The organism is Methylobacterium sp. WL69 (assembly GCF_008039485.1).
Lineage (GTDB): Bacteria > Pseudomonadota > Alphaproteobacteria > Rhizobiales > Beijerinckiaceae > Methylobacterium.
Map to the genome: position 1 here is coordinate 1 of NZ_VRUZ01000092.1, position 15,997 is coordinate 15,997.

Consider the following 15,997-nt stretch of genomic DNA (forward strand, 5'->3'; position numbering starts at 1 on the left):
CCCCTGTTCCCGCCCTCAGCGCATGGCGGGTCCGCCCCGCTACTGCCCCTTGGCCGCAATGGCCTCCGACCAGTTCACCGCCCGGCGGGCCATACCGATGTGCTGGCGCTCGTACATGCGGCCCTCGATCTTGATGGCACCGCGCTTGAGGTTTTCCGGCTTGTCGAACGCCTCAATGACGATGCGGGCGCGGCGCACCTCCTCCTCGGTGGGGGCGAAGCAGGTGTTGGCCGGCTCGATCTGGTTGGGGTGGATCAGGGTCTTGCCGTCGAAGCCGAGGTCGCGGGCCTGCTGACACTCGGCCCGGCAGCCGTCGACGTCGCCGATGTCGTTCCAGACGCCGTCGAGGATGATCAGGCCCTCGGCGCGGGCGGCGGCCAGGGTGAACATCATCCACGGCAGCATCGGCACGCGGCCGGGCACGAGCTGGGCCCAGGTATCCTTGGCGAGATCGTTGGTGCCGAGCACGAAGCCGGTGAGCCGGGTGCGCCGGTCGCGCCGGGCCTTGGCGATGTCCTGGATGTTGAGGATGGCCGCCGGGGTCTCGATCATCGCCCACACGGCGATGCTGTCGGGTGCCTCCAGGGCCTCCAGATGGTTGGCGATACTCTCCAGCACGGCGGGCGAGGACACCTTCGGCATCAGGATCGCGTCGGGTCGGGCCTGGATCGCCGCCTTGAGGTCGGATTCCCCCCACGGGGTCTGGGGGGCGTTGACCCGGATGATGATCTCGCGGTTGCCGTAGCCGCCTTCCTTGACCGCCGCGCAGACCTGTTCGCGGGCGATCTCCTTGGCATCGGGCGCCACGGCGTCCTCGAGGTCGAGGATCAGCGAATCGGCGGCCAGCGTCCGGGCCTTCTCGAGGGCGCGCTGGTTCGAGCCGGGCATATACAGCACGCTGCGGCGGAGGCGGAGGTCGGACATCGAGGGTTCCCGTGAAAACGCCGAGCACCTTAGTGCAACATCGGCGCCGGGACACCCCGCCAAGCTCGCCGAATGGCCGGTCTGCCGTCGGATCGGGACGCGGACAGGGGACGGCTGCTACAACGGCGCCCGTCGCGCCGCCCGTTCCGGCGTTCCCACCGTGAGACCGCAATGCCGCTGATCCGCTTCGACCTCCTCGAAGGCCGCACCGAGGCCGAGCTGAAGACCCTGCTCGACGCCGCCCACGACGCCATGCTGGAGGCGTTCCGGGTCCCGCCCGGCGACCGCTACCAGATCGTCACCGAGCACAAGCCGTCACGCATGATCATCGAGGATACCGGCCTCGGCATCCCGCGCACGAAGGACGTGGTGGTGGTGCAGGTGTTCACCCGCCCGCGTTCGCAGGAGATGAAGCAGGATTTCTACCGCCTGCTGACGGAGAAGCTCGAGGCCGCCTGCGGCATCGCTCCGGCCGACGTGATGGTGTCGTGTATGGTCAACAGCGATGCCGACTGGTCGTTCGGCCACGGCCGGGCGCAGTTCCTCACCGGCGAGCTTTGACGCGCGCCCTGCCCTGCGCGGCCGGCCCGGACGGCGTGCGCTTCGCCGTCCGGCTCACCCCACGGGCCAGCCGCACCGGCCTCGACGGGCTCGTCGCCGGGGCGGACGGCCGCGTGGCGGTTCAGCTGCGCGTCGCCGCTCCGCCGGTGGAAGGCGCCGCCAACGCGGCGCTCGTCGCCTATCTCGCCGACGCATTGGATCTGCGGCGCAGCGCCATCCGCATCGTGTCGGGCGAGACGGCGCGCCACAAGACGGTGGCGCTCGCCGGCGATCCAATTGACCTCGAAGGCCGCGTCGCCGCATGGATCGCGGGCGCGGCGGTCCGCGGCTGATACCCGACCAGGGCCTCGACGATCCGGGATGGACGAAGCGCCCTGCGCGGACCATCCCTTTCCAAGACCCCTATGATCGGCGGAGCGCACCCGTGACGCAAGACGAACCCAGGAGCGTGTCCCCCGGGCGTCGCTTCGCCTCCGAGCGCATCAACACCGGGGTGCAGACCCTGGCGATCCTCGGTGCCGGAGCCTGGGGCGTCTACACCTTCATCTACGAGGCGCGGATCAAGCCGAGTCTGGAGCCGCCGGCCGTCTCCGTGACGACGGACCTCGTCAAAGCCGGTGAGCGGGACAATCACGTCGCGATCCGCTCGACGGTGACCCGCAAGAACGTCGGCCAGACGGGCGTGCGCGTCCTCGGTCTCGCCTACAACGTCATCGGCATCCGGGCGCAGTTCGCCGATCGGTCCGCCAAGGCCGGCGACCTCGCCGATGGCCTGGAGGCGAAGGATCGGGTGATCGCGGCCCGCGACTACACGCTCGCGGAGCCCGGGCGGTGATCCTGCGCCAGGGCATGCTCTTCGCCGGGGCCGCACGGGGAGAGGCCAAGCCCTCGGACCTCTATCCCGGCGAAGCGGTCTCGCGGGATCTGATCGTCTATGCGGACCGGACGCAGTACGACTTCGTGCGCTTCGAGGTCAGCCTCGCCTACGCCAAGGAAGACGACCCGGCGGTGGAGCTCCGGTTCGACCTGAGCAGCGCGGGCGCCCTGATCCTCACGCCCCGGGCCGATTGCAAGGCCACGCCGGAGGCGTGCAAGCGCCTCAAGACGACGGATTTCGGGACGGAATTCTCGCTCTGGTGAGCACCCAACGGGATCGCGCGCGTCCCTCGCGACAATCTTCAGAACAGGCGGCCGCCATTCGGAACCGGCCGGTCCGGCGTGAACAGCACCACGGCTCCATCGGCATCGGGAAAGCCCAGGGTCAGCACCTCGGACAGGAACGGCCCGATCCGGCGCGGCGGAAAGTTCACCACCGCGGCGACCTGACGGCCGGGCAGATCCTCGGCCCGGTAATACTCGGTGATCTGCGCGCTCGACCGCTTGCGACCGATGCTGCCGCCGAAGTCGATGACGAGCTTCAAGGCGGGTTTCCGCGCCTCCGGGAACGGGTCGGCTGACACGATGGTGCCGACCCGGATATCGACGGCGAGGAAGTCGTCGAACGCGATGGTCTCGGCCACCGGGGCGTCGGGCGTGTGGCTGACGTGCATCTGCGCCTCAGGCGGTGCGGACCTGCCGACGCTTGTCCGCCGACGACCATTGCATCAGGGCGACCATCACCACGATGGTGCCGACATAGACCACGCCCTGAAGCACGCTCGGCCGGTCGGTGTAGCCGACGAGCGCGTGCAGCACCCGGCCCGCGAGGCTGTCCTCGCGCAGGAACGCGGCACTGTTCCACAACGGCCGGTCGAGGACGGTGACGACGCCCGCGTTCAGGAGGAACTGGGCCGCCTGGGAGGCGAGGCCGGCGGCGAGGAAGATGATGAGCGCGCTCGTCACCGAGAACACGTACCGCGTCGGAATTGCCGCGAGGCCGAAATAGCTCACGCCCGACACGGCAGCACCGACGGCGACGCCGGCCAGGGCCCCGAACTGGATGTCGAGGCCCGAGGTGCCGGACGCGACAAGGCCATAGAGGAACAGCACGAGTTCGGCGCCTTCCCGCAGGATCGCCGCACCGACGACGAGGGCGAGGGCCGCCACGGTGGTCTGGCCGGTGCGGACCTTGTCGCCCGTCGCGCGCAGCTCGCCGGCGAGTTCGCGGCCGTGCTTGCTCATCCAGGTGTTGTGCCAGATCAGCATCAGCACGGCGACGATGAGCACGGCGGCGTTGAGGATGTCCTGTCCGGCGCCCTCGAAGGCATCGGAGATCTTTTCCGCGAACAGGGCGATGAGGGCGGCTCCGCCGAGGCCGCCGAGGATGCCGAGGGCGATCCAGCGGCCGCGCCCGGCGATGCCGCGCGTCGCCGCCATGACGATGCCGACGATGAGGCCGGCCTCGATGACTTCGCGAAAAGCGATGACGAAAGCGCCGATCATGCGCAGAAATCCTTGTGTGCGCGCCGGACGGCCGCGCGGGTTACCAGATCCAGAACAGCAGCACCCAGCCGAACACCGAGAGGCCGCAGGCCGCCGCGATGGCCAGCGTGGTGGCCAGTCGGCGCGCACCGGTCGCGTAGAGCCCCGACACCCGCCACGCGAGCCACGTGCTCCACAGGCTGCTCCCGAGGAGGAGGACCGCGCGCAGCTCGGAGACGTAGGGAATGACGAACCCGTCGCCGCGCAGGAACGTCACGGTGAGGGCCGAGAGCCCGAGGAACACGCCGCAGCCCGCCACCGGGATCAAGGTCTGGGTGAGGTGGTGAAAGCGCGCCCACGACCACGCCCCGAGGACCCGCGTTCCCAGCGCCACGAAGCCCGAGAGCGACAGGCCGAGGACGAGGGCCGAGGCGGCGATGTAGGCGAGCAGGAGAACGCCGTCGAGGAGGCTGAGGACGTCGTTGTGCTCGGGGTAGTTGGTGAGGACGAACCACGGCAGGGTCGTCTCCAGGGGCCAGGAGATCCCGCGCTCGATGAGCACCGTGGCGAGCCACTGCTTGGCCTCGATGAACCACGGGCTCGACGACCACTGAAACGCGCCCACCGCGAGGCCCATCATGCCGAACAGGATGAGGGCGGTCTGGTCGAGGCTCGGCTCGGTGCCGGCGACGTGTACGATCTCATGGGTGGGGGAGCGGCGGGCGAGGCGCACGGCCCCGCGATAGCCGCTGCAGCGCCCGCACATGTGGCAGGCCCCGGCCCCGTTCATGGTCTTCACCGGCACCAGGGGCGCGCAGTTGAAGGTTTCTCCCCGGGGCTTCGGCGACGCGCTCCAGGCGGCGTGATCGACCTGGAAGCTCACGGGGGCGAGCTTGGCCAGCACGGCGAAGACGCCGTTGACGGGGCAGAGGTAGCGGCACCACACCCGCTTGTTGCGGCCGTAGAGCAGGCCGACGGCGATGGCCGCCACCGTGGAGCCGCCGAGCACGGCGAGGACGGGCTTCGGGTAGCCGTAGACACTGACCATCTGGCCGTAGACCGTGGTGCCGGCGAAGGCCACGAACGGCCAGCCGCCCCAGGTGAGCCAGCGCGGCACGGCGCGCCCGAGGCTCCAGCGGCTCGCGAACTCCGTCAGCGCGCCCTCCGGGCAGAGGATGCCGCACCACGCGCGCCCGACCACCACCATGCTGACCAGTACGAACGGCCACCAGATGCCCCAGAACGCGAACTGGGCGAACACGGTCAGGTCGTTCCACAGATGGGCCGTGCGCCCGGGCAGGGGCAGGAAGGCCGGCACCGCCACGAGGACGAGGTAGATCGCCACGACGATCCACTGGATCGTGCGGATGATGCCGCCGTTGCGCTGGAGCCACTGGCCGAGGCCCGCCAGCTTGGCATCGACCCAGGCCTCGCCCGGTGTGATGGAGGCCGATGCCGCCATGGGGTTCGCCATTCAGTTCATTTCGCCACGAGGACGGCTTTGGATTCCGGATGGAAGTCGTCGAACACGTCGTAGCGGCCGGGATCGATGGTGCGGAACACGATGGACGAGGTGGCACCGGCCGCGAGCGCCTTCTCGCGCTTGAGTTCGGTGCTCTCGAACTCGACGGGGCTCTTGCCCGTGTTGGAGATTTCGAGCTTGAACCGGGTGTTGGCCGGGACCTCGATGATCTCGGGGATGATCGCCCCGTCACGCATCTCGACCTTGATGACGGGCAGTTCTTCGGCGAGGGCCGGCCACCCGAGCGCCAGGGTGCCGGCCGTCAGCGCGGCGGCGAGCAGGTGGGAGCGGCGGGCCACGCTTAGTACGCGCCCTTCTTGCCGATGCCCGCGAAGGTGAAGTCCTGGGTCACGTCGAACGGCTTGAACCACTCGGCGACGCCGGTCTCCTTGTCGACGTGGCGGCCGAAATGCTGGCCCGCGCCGGGGGGCGCCACAGTAAGCCTGAGGCGGTAGCGACCGGGGCCCGACAGCTTGACGTTGTCGCCGTAATGCGGGCCGTCGTTGGCCACCATGGGCATCAGGGAGCCGGTGACCTTCGGCCCCGTGGCGGCCTCGCCCTCCAGCTTCGTCAGCTCGAACGAGACGGCGAGCGACGGCACCCAGTCGCCCTCGGCGAAACCGTTGCGGTTGTCCTTGGCGGCGCGGATGTCGGCCTCGAGGTGCAGGTCGGATGCGGCTGCAGCGCGCATCATGTCCGGCGGGTCCATCTCGATGGGTTGGAGATAGACGGCGGCGACCTCCAGGCCGTTCTGAATCACGTGCGGGCCGATGGGCGTCTCCTTCGCGAGGGCGGGAAGGACCGCACCCGCCGTGAGGAAGCCGGCGAGGAGAAGGGACGGAAGCAATCTTGCGGTCATGGGAGTCTCGCGCATGGTCCAGAGCGCGTAGACCAGCCGCGAAGGCAAGCAAAGAGGCTTCTTCGTCACATTACCACATCGGAATCGTTCTAAGTCGGGGATTGCCTCGATTTTCTGAGGCAAAGCTTGTCTCGAACTCAATCTATTGGCTCGTGACCTTGCGAGCGCACAATAGACGGCGATCATGCGCCCTGGCGTACCGGACAGGGCAGCCCTGTCTCCACGGCTGGGGAAAACGTCCGCGCGGTCAGGCCCGGATAGGCCAGGGCCTGACCGATGCCGCGGCCGCCGAGCAGGAGCAGGAACGCGGCCCAGAGGCCGGCATTGCCGAACCCGAGGGCGTGGAACGCCAGCAGGGCGACGCCGTAGGTGCCGGACGCCGCGATCATCAGGTTGCGCATGGCCCGGGTCCAGGTGGCGCCGATGTAGATGCCGTCGAAGGCGAAGGGCAGTGCGGCGACGAGCGGCGCCAGGGCCGCCGGAACGAGGTAGGCCCGCGCCGTCTCGCGGACCTCCGGGTTCGTCGTCACGGCGTCGATGAAGAGGCCGCCCGTCACGAGGAACAGGCCCGCGATGGCGGCCCCGAAGGCGAGACACCAGGCCAGGCTCAGGCGCGCGGCGCGGCGGAAACCCGCTTCGTCGCGGGCGCCCACGGCCTGCCCGCACAGGGTCTCGGCGGCGGTGGCGAAACCGTCGAGGAAGAAGCCGCCGATCATGAAGAGATTCCACAGGACGGCGTTGGCGGCAAGGACCACGTCGCCCGAGCGCGCGCCGAGGGCCGAGAACGCGGCGATGCAGGCGACCAGCAGCAGGGTCCGGATCATCACGTCGGCGTTGACGCTGAGCATCCGGGCGAGCGCCAGGGGATCGGCGACAATTTTCCACGGCACCGCGAACGGATGCGAGCCGAGGCGGGCGAGGAGGTAGAGGCCGAGTCCGGCGCCGGCCGCCTCCGCCAGCAGCGTGGCGAGCCCGGCGCCCGCGACGCTCATGCCCGCACCGAGCACCAGCGCGAGGGTGAGGGCGATGTTGACGCAGTTGATGGCGATCTGGAGCACGAGCCCGAGATCCGTGCGGCCGCGCCCCAGCACAGAGCCCAGGATGGCGTAGTTCGCCAGGGTGAAGGGGGCGGCGAAGATGCGGATGTGGAAATAGTCCGACAGCCCGGCGATCACCGCCGGGCTGGCACCGCTCAGGGCGAAGGCACCCCGCCCGAGGGGCCCCTGCAGGATCACGATGACAAGGCCCACGAGGAGACCGGCGGCGAGCGCCCGCGCCAGGGTCCGGTCGACCTCCGCCCCGTCGCGGGCACCCACCGCCTGCGCGGTCAGGCCGGCGGTGGCCATGCGCAGGGAGCCGAACGACCAGAAGATCGCGTCGAAGATCACGGCCCCGAGCGCCATGGCGCCGAGGAGCGCGGCGTCGCCGAGCCGCCCGATCACGGCCGCGCCGACGAAGCCGAGCAGCGGCGTCGTCACGTTGGCGACCGTCATCGGCAGGGCCAGCGCCAGGACGCGCCGGCTCGTGGCCGGCGCCGGATGGGCGCCGCGAACGTTCATCGGCACACCTTCAGTGGCAGCCGCATCCGGTGCCGCAGCTTCCGCCGCCCGAAGCTTCGCCCGACTTCTTGGCCGGCCTCACGGCGGGATCGCGCGACAGGCCGCGCTCGTCCAACTCGGACAGGTAGGTGGCCCAGCGGTTCCGGTACTCGCGGCCGAGGTCGTACAGGTAGCCCCAGCCGAACAGGCCGGTGTCGTGCATGTCGTCGAAGGTGAGCTTGACGGCGTAGTTGCCCACGGGTTCGACGTTGAGGATCGCGACCTCGCGCTTGCCGCCGATCACCTTGCGCTCGGCCGGGGAATGGCCCTGGACCTCGGCGGACGGGCTCGACACCCGCAGGTACTCCGCCGGCAGGGTGAAGCGCCCGCCATCCTCGAAGGCGACGATGAGGCTGCGCTTGTCGCCGGACAGCCGGATTTCCGTGGGCCAACGCTCGGCGACGGCAGCGACGGTCTGTTGGTCCATGGCTGGCTCCTGAAGAGGGGGCGTGGTCCCACGTGCGGACGCGTCGCCCCGGTGCGCGCTTGCCCACGCGGGTGCAAGACCTCATATGCGTCTTCATGCTAGGTTCGTCACGCGACCAAACGCCAGTGCTTTCCCCAGACCAGAGTACAGAGTCCCGCATGTGGGGTCCCCGCACCGTCGACGCTCCCGTGACGCCCGTTGCCGCGCCGCTGATCGACCCGTTCCAGCGGGCGATCACGTACCTGCGCATCTCGGTGACGGATCGCTGTGACCTGCGTTGCGTCTACTGCATGTCCGAGGACATGAACTTCCTGCCGAAGCGCGACCTGCTCAGCCTCGAGGAACTCGACCGCCTGTGCGCCGTGTTCATCGGGCGCGGGGTCCGCAAGCTTCGCATCACCGGCGGCGAGCCCCTGGTGCGGCGCGATATCATGCACCTGTTCCGCCGCCTGTCGCGTCACCTCGGCACGGGCGCGCTGGAGGAGCTGACCATGACGACGAACGGGACGCAGCTCGGTCGCTTCGCGCCCGAACTCGCCGACCTCGGCGTCAGACGTGTCAATGTCTCCCTCGACACCCTCGATCCGGCCAAGTTCAAGGCCGTGACCCGGCGCGGCGATCTCAAGGTGGTGCTCGACGGGATCGCGGCGGCGCAACGGGCCGGCATCAAGGTCAAGATCAACGCCGTGGCGTTGAAGGGCGTCAACGAGGACGAACTCGCCGACATGATCGCCTGGGCGCACGGCGACGGCATGGACATGACCCTCATCGAGGTCATGCCGCTGGGCGAGATCGAGGGCGACCGCACCGATCAGTTCCTGCCCCTCTCCGTGGCCCGTGCGCGCCTCGAACAGCGCTACACCCTGATCCCCCTGCCCGACCGCACCGGGGGGCCGGCCCGCTACGTGCGGGTCGCCGAGACCGGCGGGCGCCTCGGCTTCATCACGCCGCTCACCCACAATTTCTGCGAGAGCTGCAATCGCGTGCGCCTCACCTGCACGGGGCAGCTCTATATGTGTCTCGGCCAGGAGGATGCGGCGGATCTCCGCGCGGCGCTGCGGGCCTCTCCCGACGACGCCCTGGTGACCCAGGCGGTGGTCGATGCCATCGCCCGCAAGCCCAAGGGCCACGACTTCGTCATCGAGCGGGCACGACCGGCGGCGGTGCCGCGCCACATGAGCGTCACCGGCGGCTGACCTCCCTGCCGGTTTGACCCCTTGGCCGAGCCCACCTAGACCGCCGTTCATTCTGAACTTTGACGGTGGAGACGGATGATGGCGAAGGTCGCGTTCCTGGGCCTCGGTGTGATGGGTGGCCCGATGGCGGGTCATCTCGCGGCGAAGGGCCATGCCGTCACCGTCTACAATCGCACGGCGGCCAAGGCCGAGGCCTGGGTGCAGGCCCATGGCGGGGCAGCGGCGCCGACGCCGCGTGAGGCGGCTCGTGGACAGGAGATCGTCTTCGCCTGCGTCGGCAACGACGACGACCTGCGCGGCGTGACGCTCGGCGCGGACGGGGCCTTCGCGGGCATGGAAAAGGGCTCGGTCTTCGTCGATCACACCACCGCCTCGGCGGAAGTCGCCCGCGAATTGGCCGAGGTCGCTCATGCCGCCGGCCTGCACTTCATCGACGCCCCCGTCTCCGGCGGCCAGGCCGGGGCCGAGAACGCGGCGCTCACCGTCATGTGCGGTGGCGAGGCCGCGACCTACGCCCGGGTCGAGCCGGCGATCCTGAGCTTCGCCAAGGCGAGCCGCCTCATGGGTGCCTCGGGTTCGGGCCAGCTCACCAAGATGGTCAACCAGATCGCCATCGCGGGATTGGTGCAGGGCCTGTCGGAGGCGATCCACTTCGCCAAGCGGGCCGAGCTCGACGTCGAGGCGGTCCTCGACGTGATCTCCAAGGGCGCCGCCGGCTCGTGGCAGATGGAGAATCGCGGGCGGACCATGAACGCCGAAAAATTCGATTTCGGCTTCGCCGTGGACTGGATGCGCAAGGACCTCGGCATCCTGTTGGCCGAGGCGCGCCGCAACGGCGCCAAGCTGCCGGTGACCGCCCTGGTCGACCAGTTCTACGCCGACGTGCAGGGCATGGGGGGCAACCGCTGGGACACGTCGAGCCTCATCGCGCGTCTGGAGACGTAAGCCGCACCTCGGCGAGGGGCAGGGCCGCCGCCGGGGCGGTCCAGGCCCAGTCCGGCCCCATCTGGTGGCGGAACCAGGTGAACTGACGCTTGGCATAGCGGCGCGTGTCGGCCTGACCGCGCCGGATGGCCTCGGCGCGGTCGATGACGCCGTCGAGATGCGCGATCAGGCCCGGCACGCCGTGGGCGCGCATGATCGGCAGCATCGGATCGAGGCGGCGTTCGCGCAGGGCCGCGACCTCGTCGAGGGCGCCGTCCGCGATCATCGCGGCGAACCGGGCGTCGATGGCGGCACGCAGCGCTTCGCGCTCAGGCGCGAGGAACAGTTTCAGGAGTGGCAGGCCGGCAAGGGGGCCGGGCATGCGATGGCCTCGGAAGCTGGCGATGGGCCGGCCCGTCGCGGCGAAGATTTCGAGGGCACGGAGGATGCGGGCGCGGTCGCTCGGCCGGAGGGCCTCGGCGCCGCTCGGATCGCGGGCGGCGAGGTCCGCGTGGAGCGACTCCGTCGGCCGGCCCTCGGCCTCGGTCCGGACCGCGGCCCGCACGGCGTCGGGCACGGCTGGCAGCTCCGACAACCCTTCCTCCAGGGCGCGGAAGTACAGGCCTGTGCCGCCGACGAAGATCGGCAGGCGGCCCTCCTCCCTCAGTTCGGCGAAGAGGCCGGTCGCTTCCCGGGCGAAGTGGCCGGCGGAATAGTTGATCGCCCCGTCGACATGGCCGTAGAGGCGGTGGGGCGCCAGGGCCGCCTCCGCCGCGCTCGGGCGGGCCGAGAGGCGGCGCAGATCCGCGTAGACCTGCATGGAATCGGTGTTGATCACCACGCCCTGGAACCGGCGCGCCAGGGCGGTGGCGAGGCCCGACTTGCCCGAGGCGGTCGGCCCTGCGATGAGGATGGCCGCCGGCCGGCCTGCTGCGTGTGCTGTGTCCGTGACCGGCGGCAAGGCGTGGAAGCTCCCGGATGTCCCTCGTCGCGATCCTGATAGCAAACGCCGCGCGTCCCGCCATCACCGATGCGGTCCTGGCCGAGACCCGCCGGGTGCTGCGAACGGAGCATCAGCCGCGCATCCTCCACGGCGAGGTCGCCGCCGAGGTGCTGGTGCCGGGGGCGCCCGCCGATGCGCCCGCCCTCGCCCGGCGCCTGCGCGCGGCGTTCGCGTCGGAGCCCTTCGACATCGCCGTCCTGCCCGCCGGCCCGCACCGGCGCAAGCGCCTGTTCCTCGCCGACATGGACTCCACCATGATCGAGCAGGAATGCATCGACGAGCTCGCCGCCACCGTCGGCCTGCGTGCCCAGGTCTCGGCCATCACCGAACGGGCCATGCGCGGGGAGATCGCCTTCGGGCCGGCCCTGCGCGAGCGCGTCGCCCTCCTGCGCGACGTACCCGTCGGCGTCATCGATACCCTGATTTCCGAGCGCATCACCCTCATGCCCGGCGCGCGAACCCTGGTGCAGACGTGCAAGGCCCACGGCGCCCATACCTGCCTCGTGTCCGGCGGCTTCACCGTGTTCACCGGGCCGGTGGCCGCGATCATCGGGTTCGACGAGGCCCATGCCACGACGCTGGGCGTCAGGGACGGAAAACTCACCGGCACCGTTCACGAGCCCATCGTCGACAAGGCGACGAAGCGCGCCACCCTGATCAATCTGCGCAGCCGGTTCGGCCTCGATCCGGCCGAGACCCTGGCTGTGGGCGACGGCGCCAACGACCTCGACATGCTGGGAGAGGCCGGCCTCGGCGTCGCGTTCCGGGCCAAGCCCGCGGTGGCCGCCGCCGTCCGGGTTCGCATCGACCACGGCGACCTCACCGCCCTGCTCTACCTCCAGGGCTATGCCGCGAGCGAGTTCGTGAACTGAAAAAGGCCGCCCTTCCTTCGGATGGCGGCCTTTTCGAAGTCACGACCGTTGGGGTCCGTCAGTCGAGGCCGAGGGCCACGAAGCGGACGTCGCCGGACGCGCTCGCCACCATGAGGAGCACGGACTTGCGGTTCTCCTTGCGCAGCTGCTCGACGCGCTTGGTCACTTCGGCCGGCGTGGTCACCGGCTCCTGACCGACCTCGACGATGAGTTCGCCGGGCTTGATCTGCTTGTCGGCCGCCGTCGAGTTCGGATCGACCCGCATCACCACGACGCCCTTGAGGGTGTCCTTGATGCCGTAGCGGCGGCGCAGGTCGTCGGTGAGGTTCGACAGATTGAGACCGAGCGCCTGACGCACGGCGCTCTCGGCCTCCGGCTGGCGGGCATTGGCGAGCTGCGGCTTCTCGTTGTCTTCCAGGCGTCCGAGGGTCACGGACTTCGTCGTCTCGGCGCCCTTGCGCACCACGATCACCTCGACGACCTTGCCGACGGGGGTCGCAGCGACGATGCGCGGCAGGTCGCTGGAGGACTTCACGGCCGTGCCGTTGAACTTCACGATGACGTCGCCGACCTCGAGGTTCGACACCTTGGCCGGACCCTTCTCGTCGACACCGGCGATGAGGGCGCCGCGGGCGCCACCCTTGAGGCCAAGTGCTTCGGCCGTGGCGTCGTCGACGTTCTGGATGCGCACGCCGAGCCAGCCGCGGCGGACCTCGCCGAACTCGCGCAGCTGGTCGATGACTTGGGATGCCGTGGCCGAGGGCACGGCGAAGCCGATGCCGACGGACCCGCCGGTCGGCGACAGGATCGCCGTGTTGATGCCGATGACTTCGCCGTTCATGTTGAACAGCGGGCCGCCGGAGTTGCCCTTGTTGATGGCCGCATCCGTCTGGATGTAGTTGTCGTAGGGACCCGATTCGATGTTGCGCCCACGCGCCGAAACGATGCCGGCCGAGACCGAGCCGCCGAGGCCGAACGGGTTGCCGATGGCGATGACCCAGTCGCCCGGCCGCATCTTCTCCGAGTCGCCGAAGGGCACGGCCTTCAGGGGCTTATCGGCTTCGGGCTTCACCCGCAGCACGGCGAGATCGATCTTCGGGTCCTTGCCGATGATCTCGGCCTTCAGCTTGGTGCCGTTGTGGAGGATGACCTGGATGTCGTTGGCGTCGCCGATGACGTGGTTGTTCGTCACCACGATGCCCGACGCGTCGATGATGAAGCCGGAGCCGAGGGAGTTCGACTTCCGCGACTGCTGGCGCGGGGCCTCGCCGTCTCCACCGCCGCCGCGTCCGCCGCGCTTGCTGAAGAACTCCTCGAACAGGTCCTCGAACGGCGTCCCGGGCGGCAGCTGCGGCCCGCTGCGGGTGTTCGGTCGGGCCTCGACGGTGGTGGAAGCCGAGATGTTCACCACCGCGTCCGTGACCTGATCGGCGAGGTCGGCCAGGGATTCCGGACCCTTGGCGAAGGCGGGCTGGGACAGGCCGGTGACGCTGACCGAGGTCGCCAGGGTGGCGGCCACGAGAGCCGAGCACAGGGAGCGGCGCAGCGCTCGCAGGCGGGGCGCTGGAGCAGCGCGCGCGACGGAATCCATGATCGACCTCTTGGCTGAAACGTTGCTCTTAGATCGTCCCCCGGACCCGGCGATCAAGGGGCCTCGCGCGCTCACGGAGACGGCCGGCGCCGTGGGGTGCCGGCCGCTGGGTCGTTGTCGCAGGAAGGGACGGTCGGCTCAGCGCCCGACCGAACCCGTCGCTCCCGCCTCCCCGCCGCGTCCGGCGGTGGCCGGCGAGCGACCCTGCGGGTCGCTGAAATAGCGGAAGAAGTCCGAGGACGGCGACATGACGAGGCGGGTGTCGGAGCCCTTCAGCCCGGTCTCGTAGGCCTGCATCGAGCGGTAGAAGCTGAAGAAGTCCGGGTCCTTGCCGTAGGCGACGGCGAGGATGCGGTTCTTGTCGGCATCGCCCTGGCCGCGCAGGGTCTCGGAGGTCTGGTTGGCCTCGGAGAGCAGCACGGTCACGTCGCGGTCGGCCTTGGCCTTGATGGTCGCGGCGATCTGATCGCCGTTGGCGCGGATGTCGGCGGCCTCGCGGTTGCGCTCCGTCGTCATGCGCCGGTAGACCGCCGTGCTGTTCTGCGCCGGCAGATCGACGCGGGTCATGCGCAGGTCGACGATCTCGACGCCGAGCTCCTTGGCCTGCCGGTTCACGTCCCCCTGGATCTGGTTCATCAGGTCCGAGCGCTGGGTCCGCACGATGGCGTCCCGGGTCGAGCGGGCCAGCACGTTCCGCAGGGCCGAGTTGGTGAAGCTGGCCAGCAGGGTGTTGGCCCGGAGGATGTTGTTGGCCGATTGGTAGAACTTCAGCGGATCGATGATCCGGTAGCGGGCAAAGGCATCGACTTCGAGGTTCTGACGATCGGCCGTGAGCAAGGTCTGCACCGGCAGGTCGAGGTCGAGGACGCGCTTGTCGAACAGGACCACGTTGTCCATGAACGGGACCTTGAAATACAGGCCCGGCTTGTCGGTGCCGGTCTGGTTCAGCACGGCGCGGACGCGGCCGAACTGGAGCACGAGGGCCTGCTGCATCTGACCCACGGTGAAGACCGAGGCGTAGAGCAGGACGACGACGGCCGCCGCCGCGATGAGGAAGCCGGTGCGAAGGGCTGGGTTGTTCATCGGGCGGCTCCACCGGTGCTACGGGCGCCGAATTCCGTGAGGGGCAGGACGGGGACGACACCGGCGCCGCCGGTGTTCACGCCGGTGCCGTTCTGATCGATGATCACCTTGTTGACCGAGCCCAGGACCCGCTCCATCGTTTCGAGGAAGATGCGCTCACGGCTGATCACCGGCGCGACCTTGTAGGACTCGTAGACCTGCTGGAACCGGGCGGCCTGACCGGTCGCCTCGGCGGTCGCCTGGGTCTTGTAGGCCTCCGCCGCCTGGACGATCTGCGAGGCCTTACCCTTAGCCTGGGGCACCTCGCGGCTGGCGTAGGTCCGGGCCTCGTTCTGCGCGCGCTCGGCGTCCTGCTGGGCGGCGTTCACGTCGATGAAAGCGGGGCGCACCTCGGGCGGCGGATTGACGGCCACGAGCTGCACCACCTCCATGCGCACGCCGGCGCCGTACTCGTCGAGGGCCTTCTGGGTGATCTCCTTGACCTCCTGGGCGACGCTCGACTGCTCGTTGGTCAGGATCGCCTGGATGTTGCGGCGACCGATGACCTCGCGCATGGCGCTCTCGGCGATGGCCTTGATGGTGCCCTCGGGGTTCTCGAGGTTGAACACGTAGTCGGACGCCTTGAGCGGATTGACGCGCCACTGAACCTCGAAATCGAGGTCGACGATGTTCTCGTCGCCGGTGAGCATGAGGCTCTCCTCCGGCTTGTCCGTGGCGCGGCCCTGTGCGCCGAGGCCGGCGCGGTAACCGATCTGGATGCTGTTGACCTGTCCGACATTCGGCTTGGTCACGGCGCCGATGGGATAGGGGAAGTTGTAGTTCAGCCCCTGGCCGGTGGTGCCGGTGTAGCGCCCGAACATGGTGGTGATGCCCACCTGCTGGGGCGCCACCGTATAGACGCCCGTGGCGAGCCAGCCGATGGCGAGGAGGCCGGCCGCGATCAGGATGCCGCGTCCACCACCCATGGAGCCGCCGGGCAACACGCCGCGCAGGCGGTCCTGGCCGCGCCGGAGCAGATCCTCGAGGTCGGGGGGCGTCTTGCCGCCACCGCCACCGCCGCCACCCCACGGGCCACC

The 15,997-nt window shown here is 69.7% G+C and carries 19 protein-coding genes; 7 read left to right on the forward strand and 12 right to left on the reverse strand.

Features of this window, described 5'->3' with window-relative positions; genetic code table 11:
- Positions 1-39: 39 nt before the first annotated feature.
- Positions 40-924, reverse strand: a complete 885-nt coding sequence (locus tag FV218_RS18555; RefSeq protein WP_056094825.1) for a CoA ester lyase — start codon at positions 922-924, stop codon at positions 40-42.
- Positions 925-1,095: 171 nt separating this feature from the next.
- Between FV218_RS18555 and FV218_RS18560 the strand changes: the two genes are divergently transcribed.
- From FV218_RS18560 to FV218_RS18575, 4 genes are all read left to right on the forward strand, one after another.
- The gene (locus FV218_RS18560) at positions 1,096-1,485 is read left to right on the forward strand and encodes a tautomerase family protein (protein WP_147711049.1); all 390 of its coding nucleotides are present in this window, start codon (positions 1,096-1,098) and stop codon (positions 1,483-1,485) included.
- Positions 1,482-1,817, forward strand: a complete 336-nt coding sequence (locus tag FV218_RS18565) for a DUF167 domain-containing protein (protein WP_246685174.1) — start codon at positions 1,482-1,484, stop codon at positions 1,815-1,817. The genes FV218_RS18560 and FV218_RS18565 overlap by 4 nt, the downstream gene beginning before the upstream one ends.
- Before the next feature lie 116 nt (positions 1,818-1,933).
- Entirely contained in the window at positions 1,934-2,320 is a 387-nt protein-coding gene (locus FV218_RS18570) for a hypothetical protein (RefSeq protein ID WP_147711050.1), read from the forward strand.
- Complete coding sequence (locus FV218_RS18575; RefSeq protein ID WP_147711051.1) at positions 2,317-2,625, forward strand: hypothetical protein; 309 nt, start codon at positions 2,317-2,319, stop codon at positions 2,623-2,625. The genes FV218_RS18570 and FV218_RS18575 overlap by 4 nt, the downstream gene beginning before the upstream one ends.
- A gap of 38 nt (positions 2,626-2,663) precedes the next feature.
- Here FV218_RS18575 and FV218_RS18580 read toward each other — a convergent pair whose 3' ends face one another.
- The 7 genes from FV218_RS18580 to FV218_RS18610 form a co-directional block, all read right to left on the reverse strand.
- Positions 2,664-3,035 (reverse strand): tRNA-binding protein, encoded by a 372-nt coding sequence (locus FV218_RS18580; protein ID WP_147711052.1) that lies wholly within the window; start codon positions 3,033-3,035, stop codon positions 2,664-2,666.
- A 7-nt stretch (positions 3,036-3,042) separates the two neighbouring features.
- Entirely contained in the window at positions 3,043-3,867 is an 825-nt protein-coding gene (locus tag FV218_RS18585; RefSeq protein WP_056094840.1) for an FTR1 family protein, read from the reverse strand.
- 40 nt (positions 3,868-3,907) lie between these two features.
- Complete coding sequence (locus FV218_RS18590; protein WP_147711053.1) at positions 3,908-5,308, reverse strand: 4Fe-4S binding protein; 1,401 nt, start codon at positions 5,306-5,308, stop codon at positions 3,908-3,910.
- Positions 5,309-5,325: 17 nt separating this feature from the next.
- Positions 5,326-5,649, reverse strand: a complete 324-nt coding sequence (locus tag FV218_RS18595; protein WP_246685175.1) for a cupredoxin domain-containing protein — start codon at positions 5,647-5,649, stop codon at positions 5,326-5,328.
- A 20-nt stretch (positions 5,650-5,669) separates the two neighbouring features.
- Positions 5,670-6,242: an iron transporter gene (locus FV218_RS18600; RefSeq protein ID WP_082476608.1), complete on the reverse strand. Its 573-nt coding sequence runs from the start codon at positions 6,240-6,242 to the stop codon at positions 5,670-5,672.
- A 167-nt stretch (positions 6,243-6,409) separates the two neighbouring features.
- A complete protein-coding gene (locus FV218_RS18605; protein ID WP_147711055.1) occupies positions 6,410-7,786 on the reverse strand; it encodes an MATE family efflux transporter in 1,377 nt (458 codons plus the stop codon).
- Between the two features lie 10 nt (positions 7,787-7,796).
- Positions 7,797-8,252, reverse strand: coding sequence for a DUF971 domain-containing protein (locus FV218_RS18610; protein WP_147711056.1), 456 nt, complete (start codon positions 8,250-8,252; stop codon positions 7,797-7,799).
- A gap of 158 nt (positions 8,253-8,410) precedes the next feature.
- On the opposite strand from FV218_RS18610, the gene moaA reads away from it, so the two are divergent.
- Together moaA and FV218_RS18620 are read left to right on the forward strand one after the other, a co-directional pair.
- The gene (gene moaA, locus FV218_RS18615) at positions 8,411-9,448 is read left to right on the forward strand and encodes a GTP 3',8-cyclase MoaA (protein WP_147711057.1); all 1,038 of its coding nucleotides are present in this window, start codon (positions 8,411-8,413) and stop codon (positions 9,446-9,448) included.
- Positions 9,449-9,526: 78 nt separating this feature from the next.
- Entirely contained in the window at positions 9,527-10,393 is an 867-nt protein-coding gene (locus FV218_RS18620; RefSeq protein WP_147711058.1) for an NAD(P)-dependent oxidoreductase, read from the forward strand.
- Here FV218_RS18620 and miaA read toward each other — a convergent pair.
- Entirely contained in the window at positions 10,371-11,333 is a 963-nt protein-coding gene (gene miaA, locus FV218_RS18625; protein WP_147711059.1) for a tRNA (adenosine(37)-N6)-dimethylallyltransferase MiaA, read from the reverse strand. The two genes, FV218_RS18620 and miaA, sit on opposite strands and share 23 nt — an antisense overlap.
- 17 nt (positions 11,334-11,350) lie before the next feature.
- Between miaA and serB the strand changes: the two genes are divergently transcribed.
- Positions 11,351-12,247: a phosphoserine phosphatase SerB gene (gene serB / locus FV218_RS18630; RefSeq protein ID WP_147711060.1), complete on the forward strand. Its 897-nt coding sequence runs from the start codon at positions 11,351-11,353 to the stop codon at positions 12,245-12,247.
- A 58-nt stretch (positions 12,248-12,305) separates the two neighbouring features.
- Here serB and FV218_RS18635 read toward each other — a convergent pair whose 3' ends face one another.
- The 3 genes from FV218_RS18635 to hflK all read right to left on the reverse strand — a co-directional run.
- Entirely contained in the window at positions 12,306-13,838 is a 1,533-nt protein-coding gene (locus tag FV218_RS18635) for a Do family serine endopeptidase (protein WP_147711061.1), read from the reverse strand.
- A 138-nt stretch (positions 13,839-13,976) separates the two neighbouring features.
- On the reverse strand, positions 13,977-14,921 hold the full coding sequence (locus tag FV218_RS18640) for a protease modulator HflC (protein ID WP_056094865.1): 945 nt from the start codon (positions 14,919-14,921) through the stop codon (positions 13,977-13,979).
- Positions 14,918-15,997 (reverse strand): FtsH protease activity modulator HflK (hflK, locus tag FV218_RS18645; RefSeq protein WP_147711062.1); only part of this gene is annotated, 1,080 nt, incomplete at its 5' end. The genes FV218_RS18640 and hflK, both read right to left, overlap by 4 nt.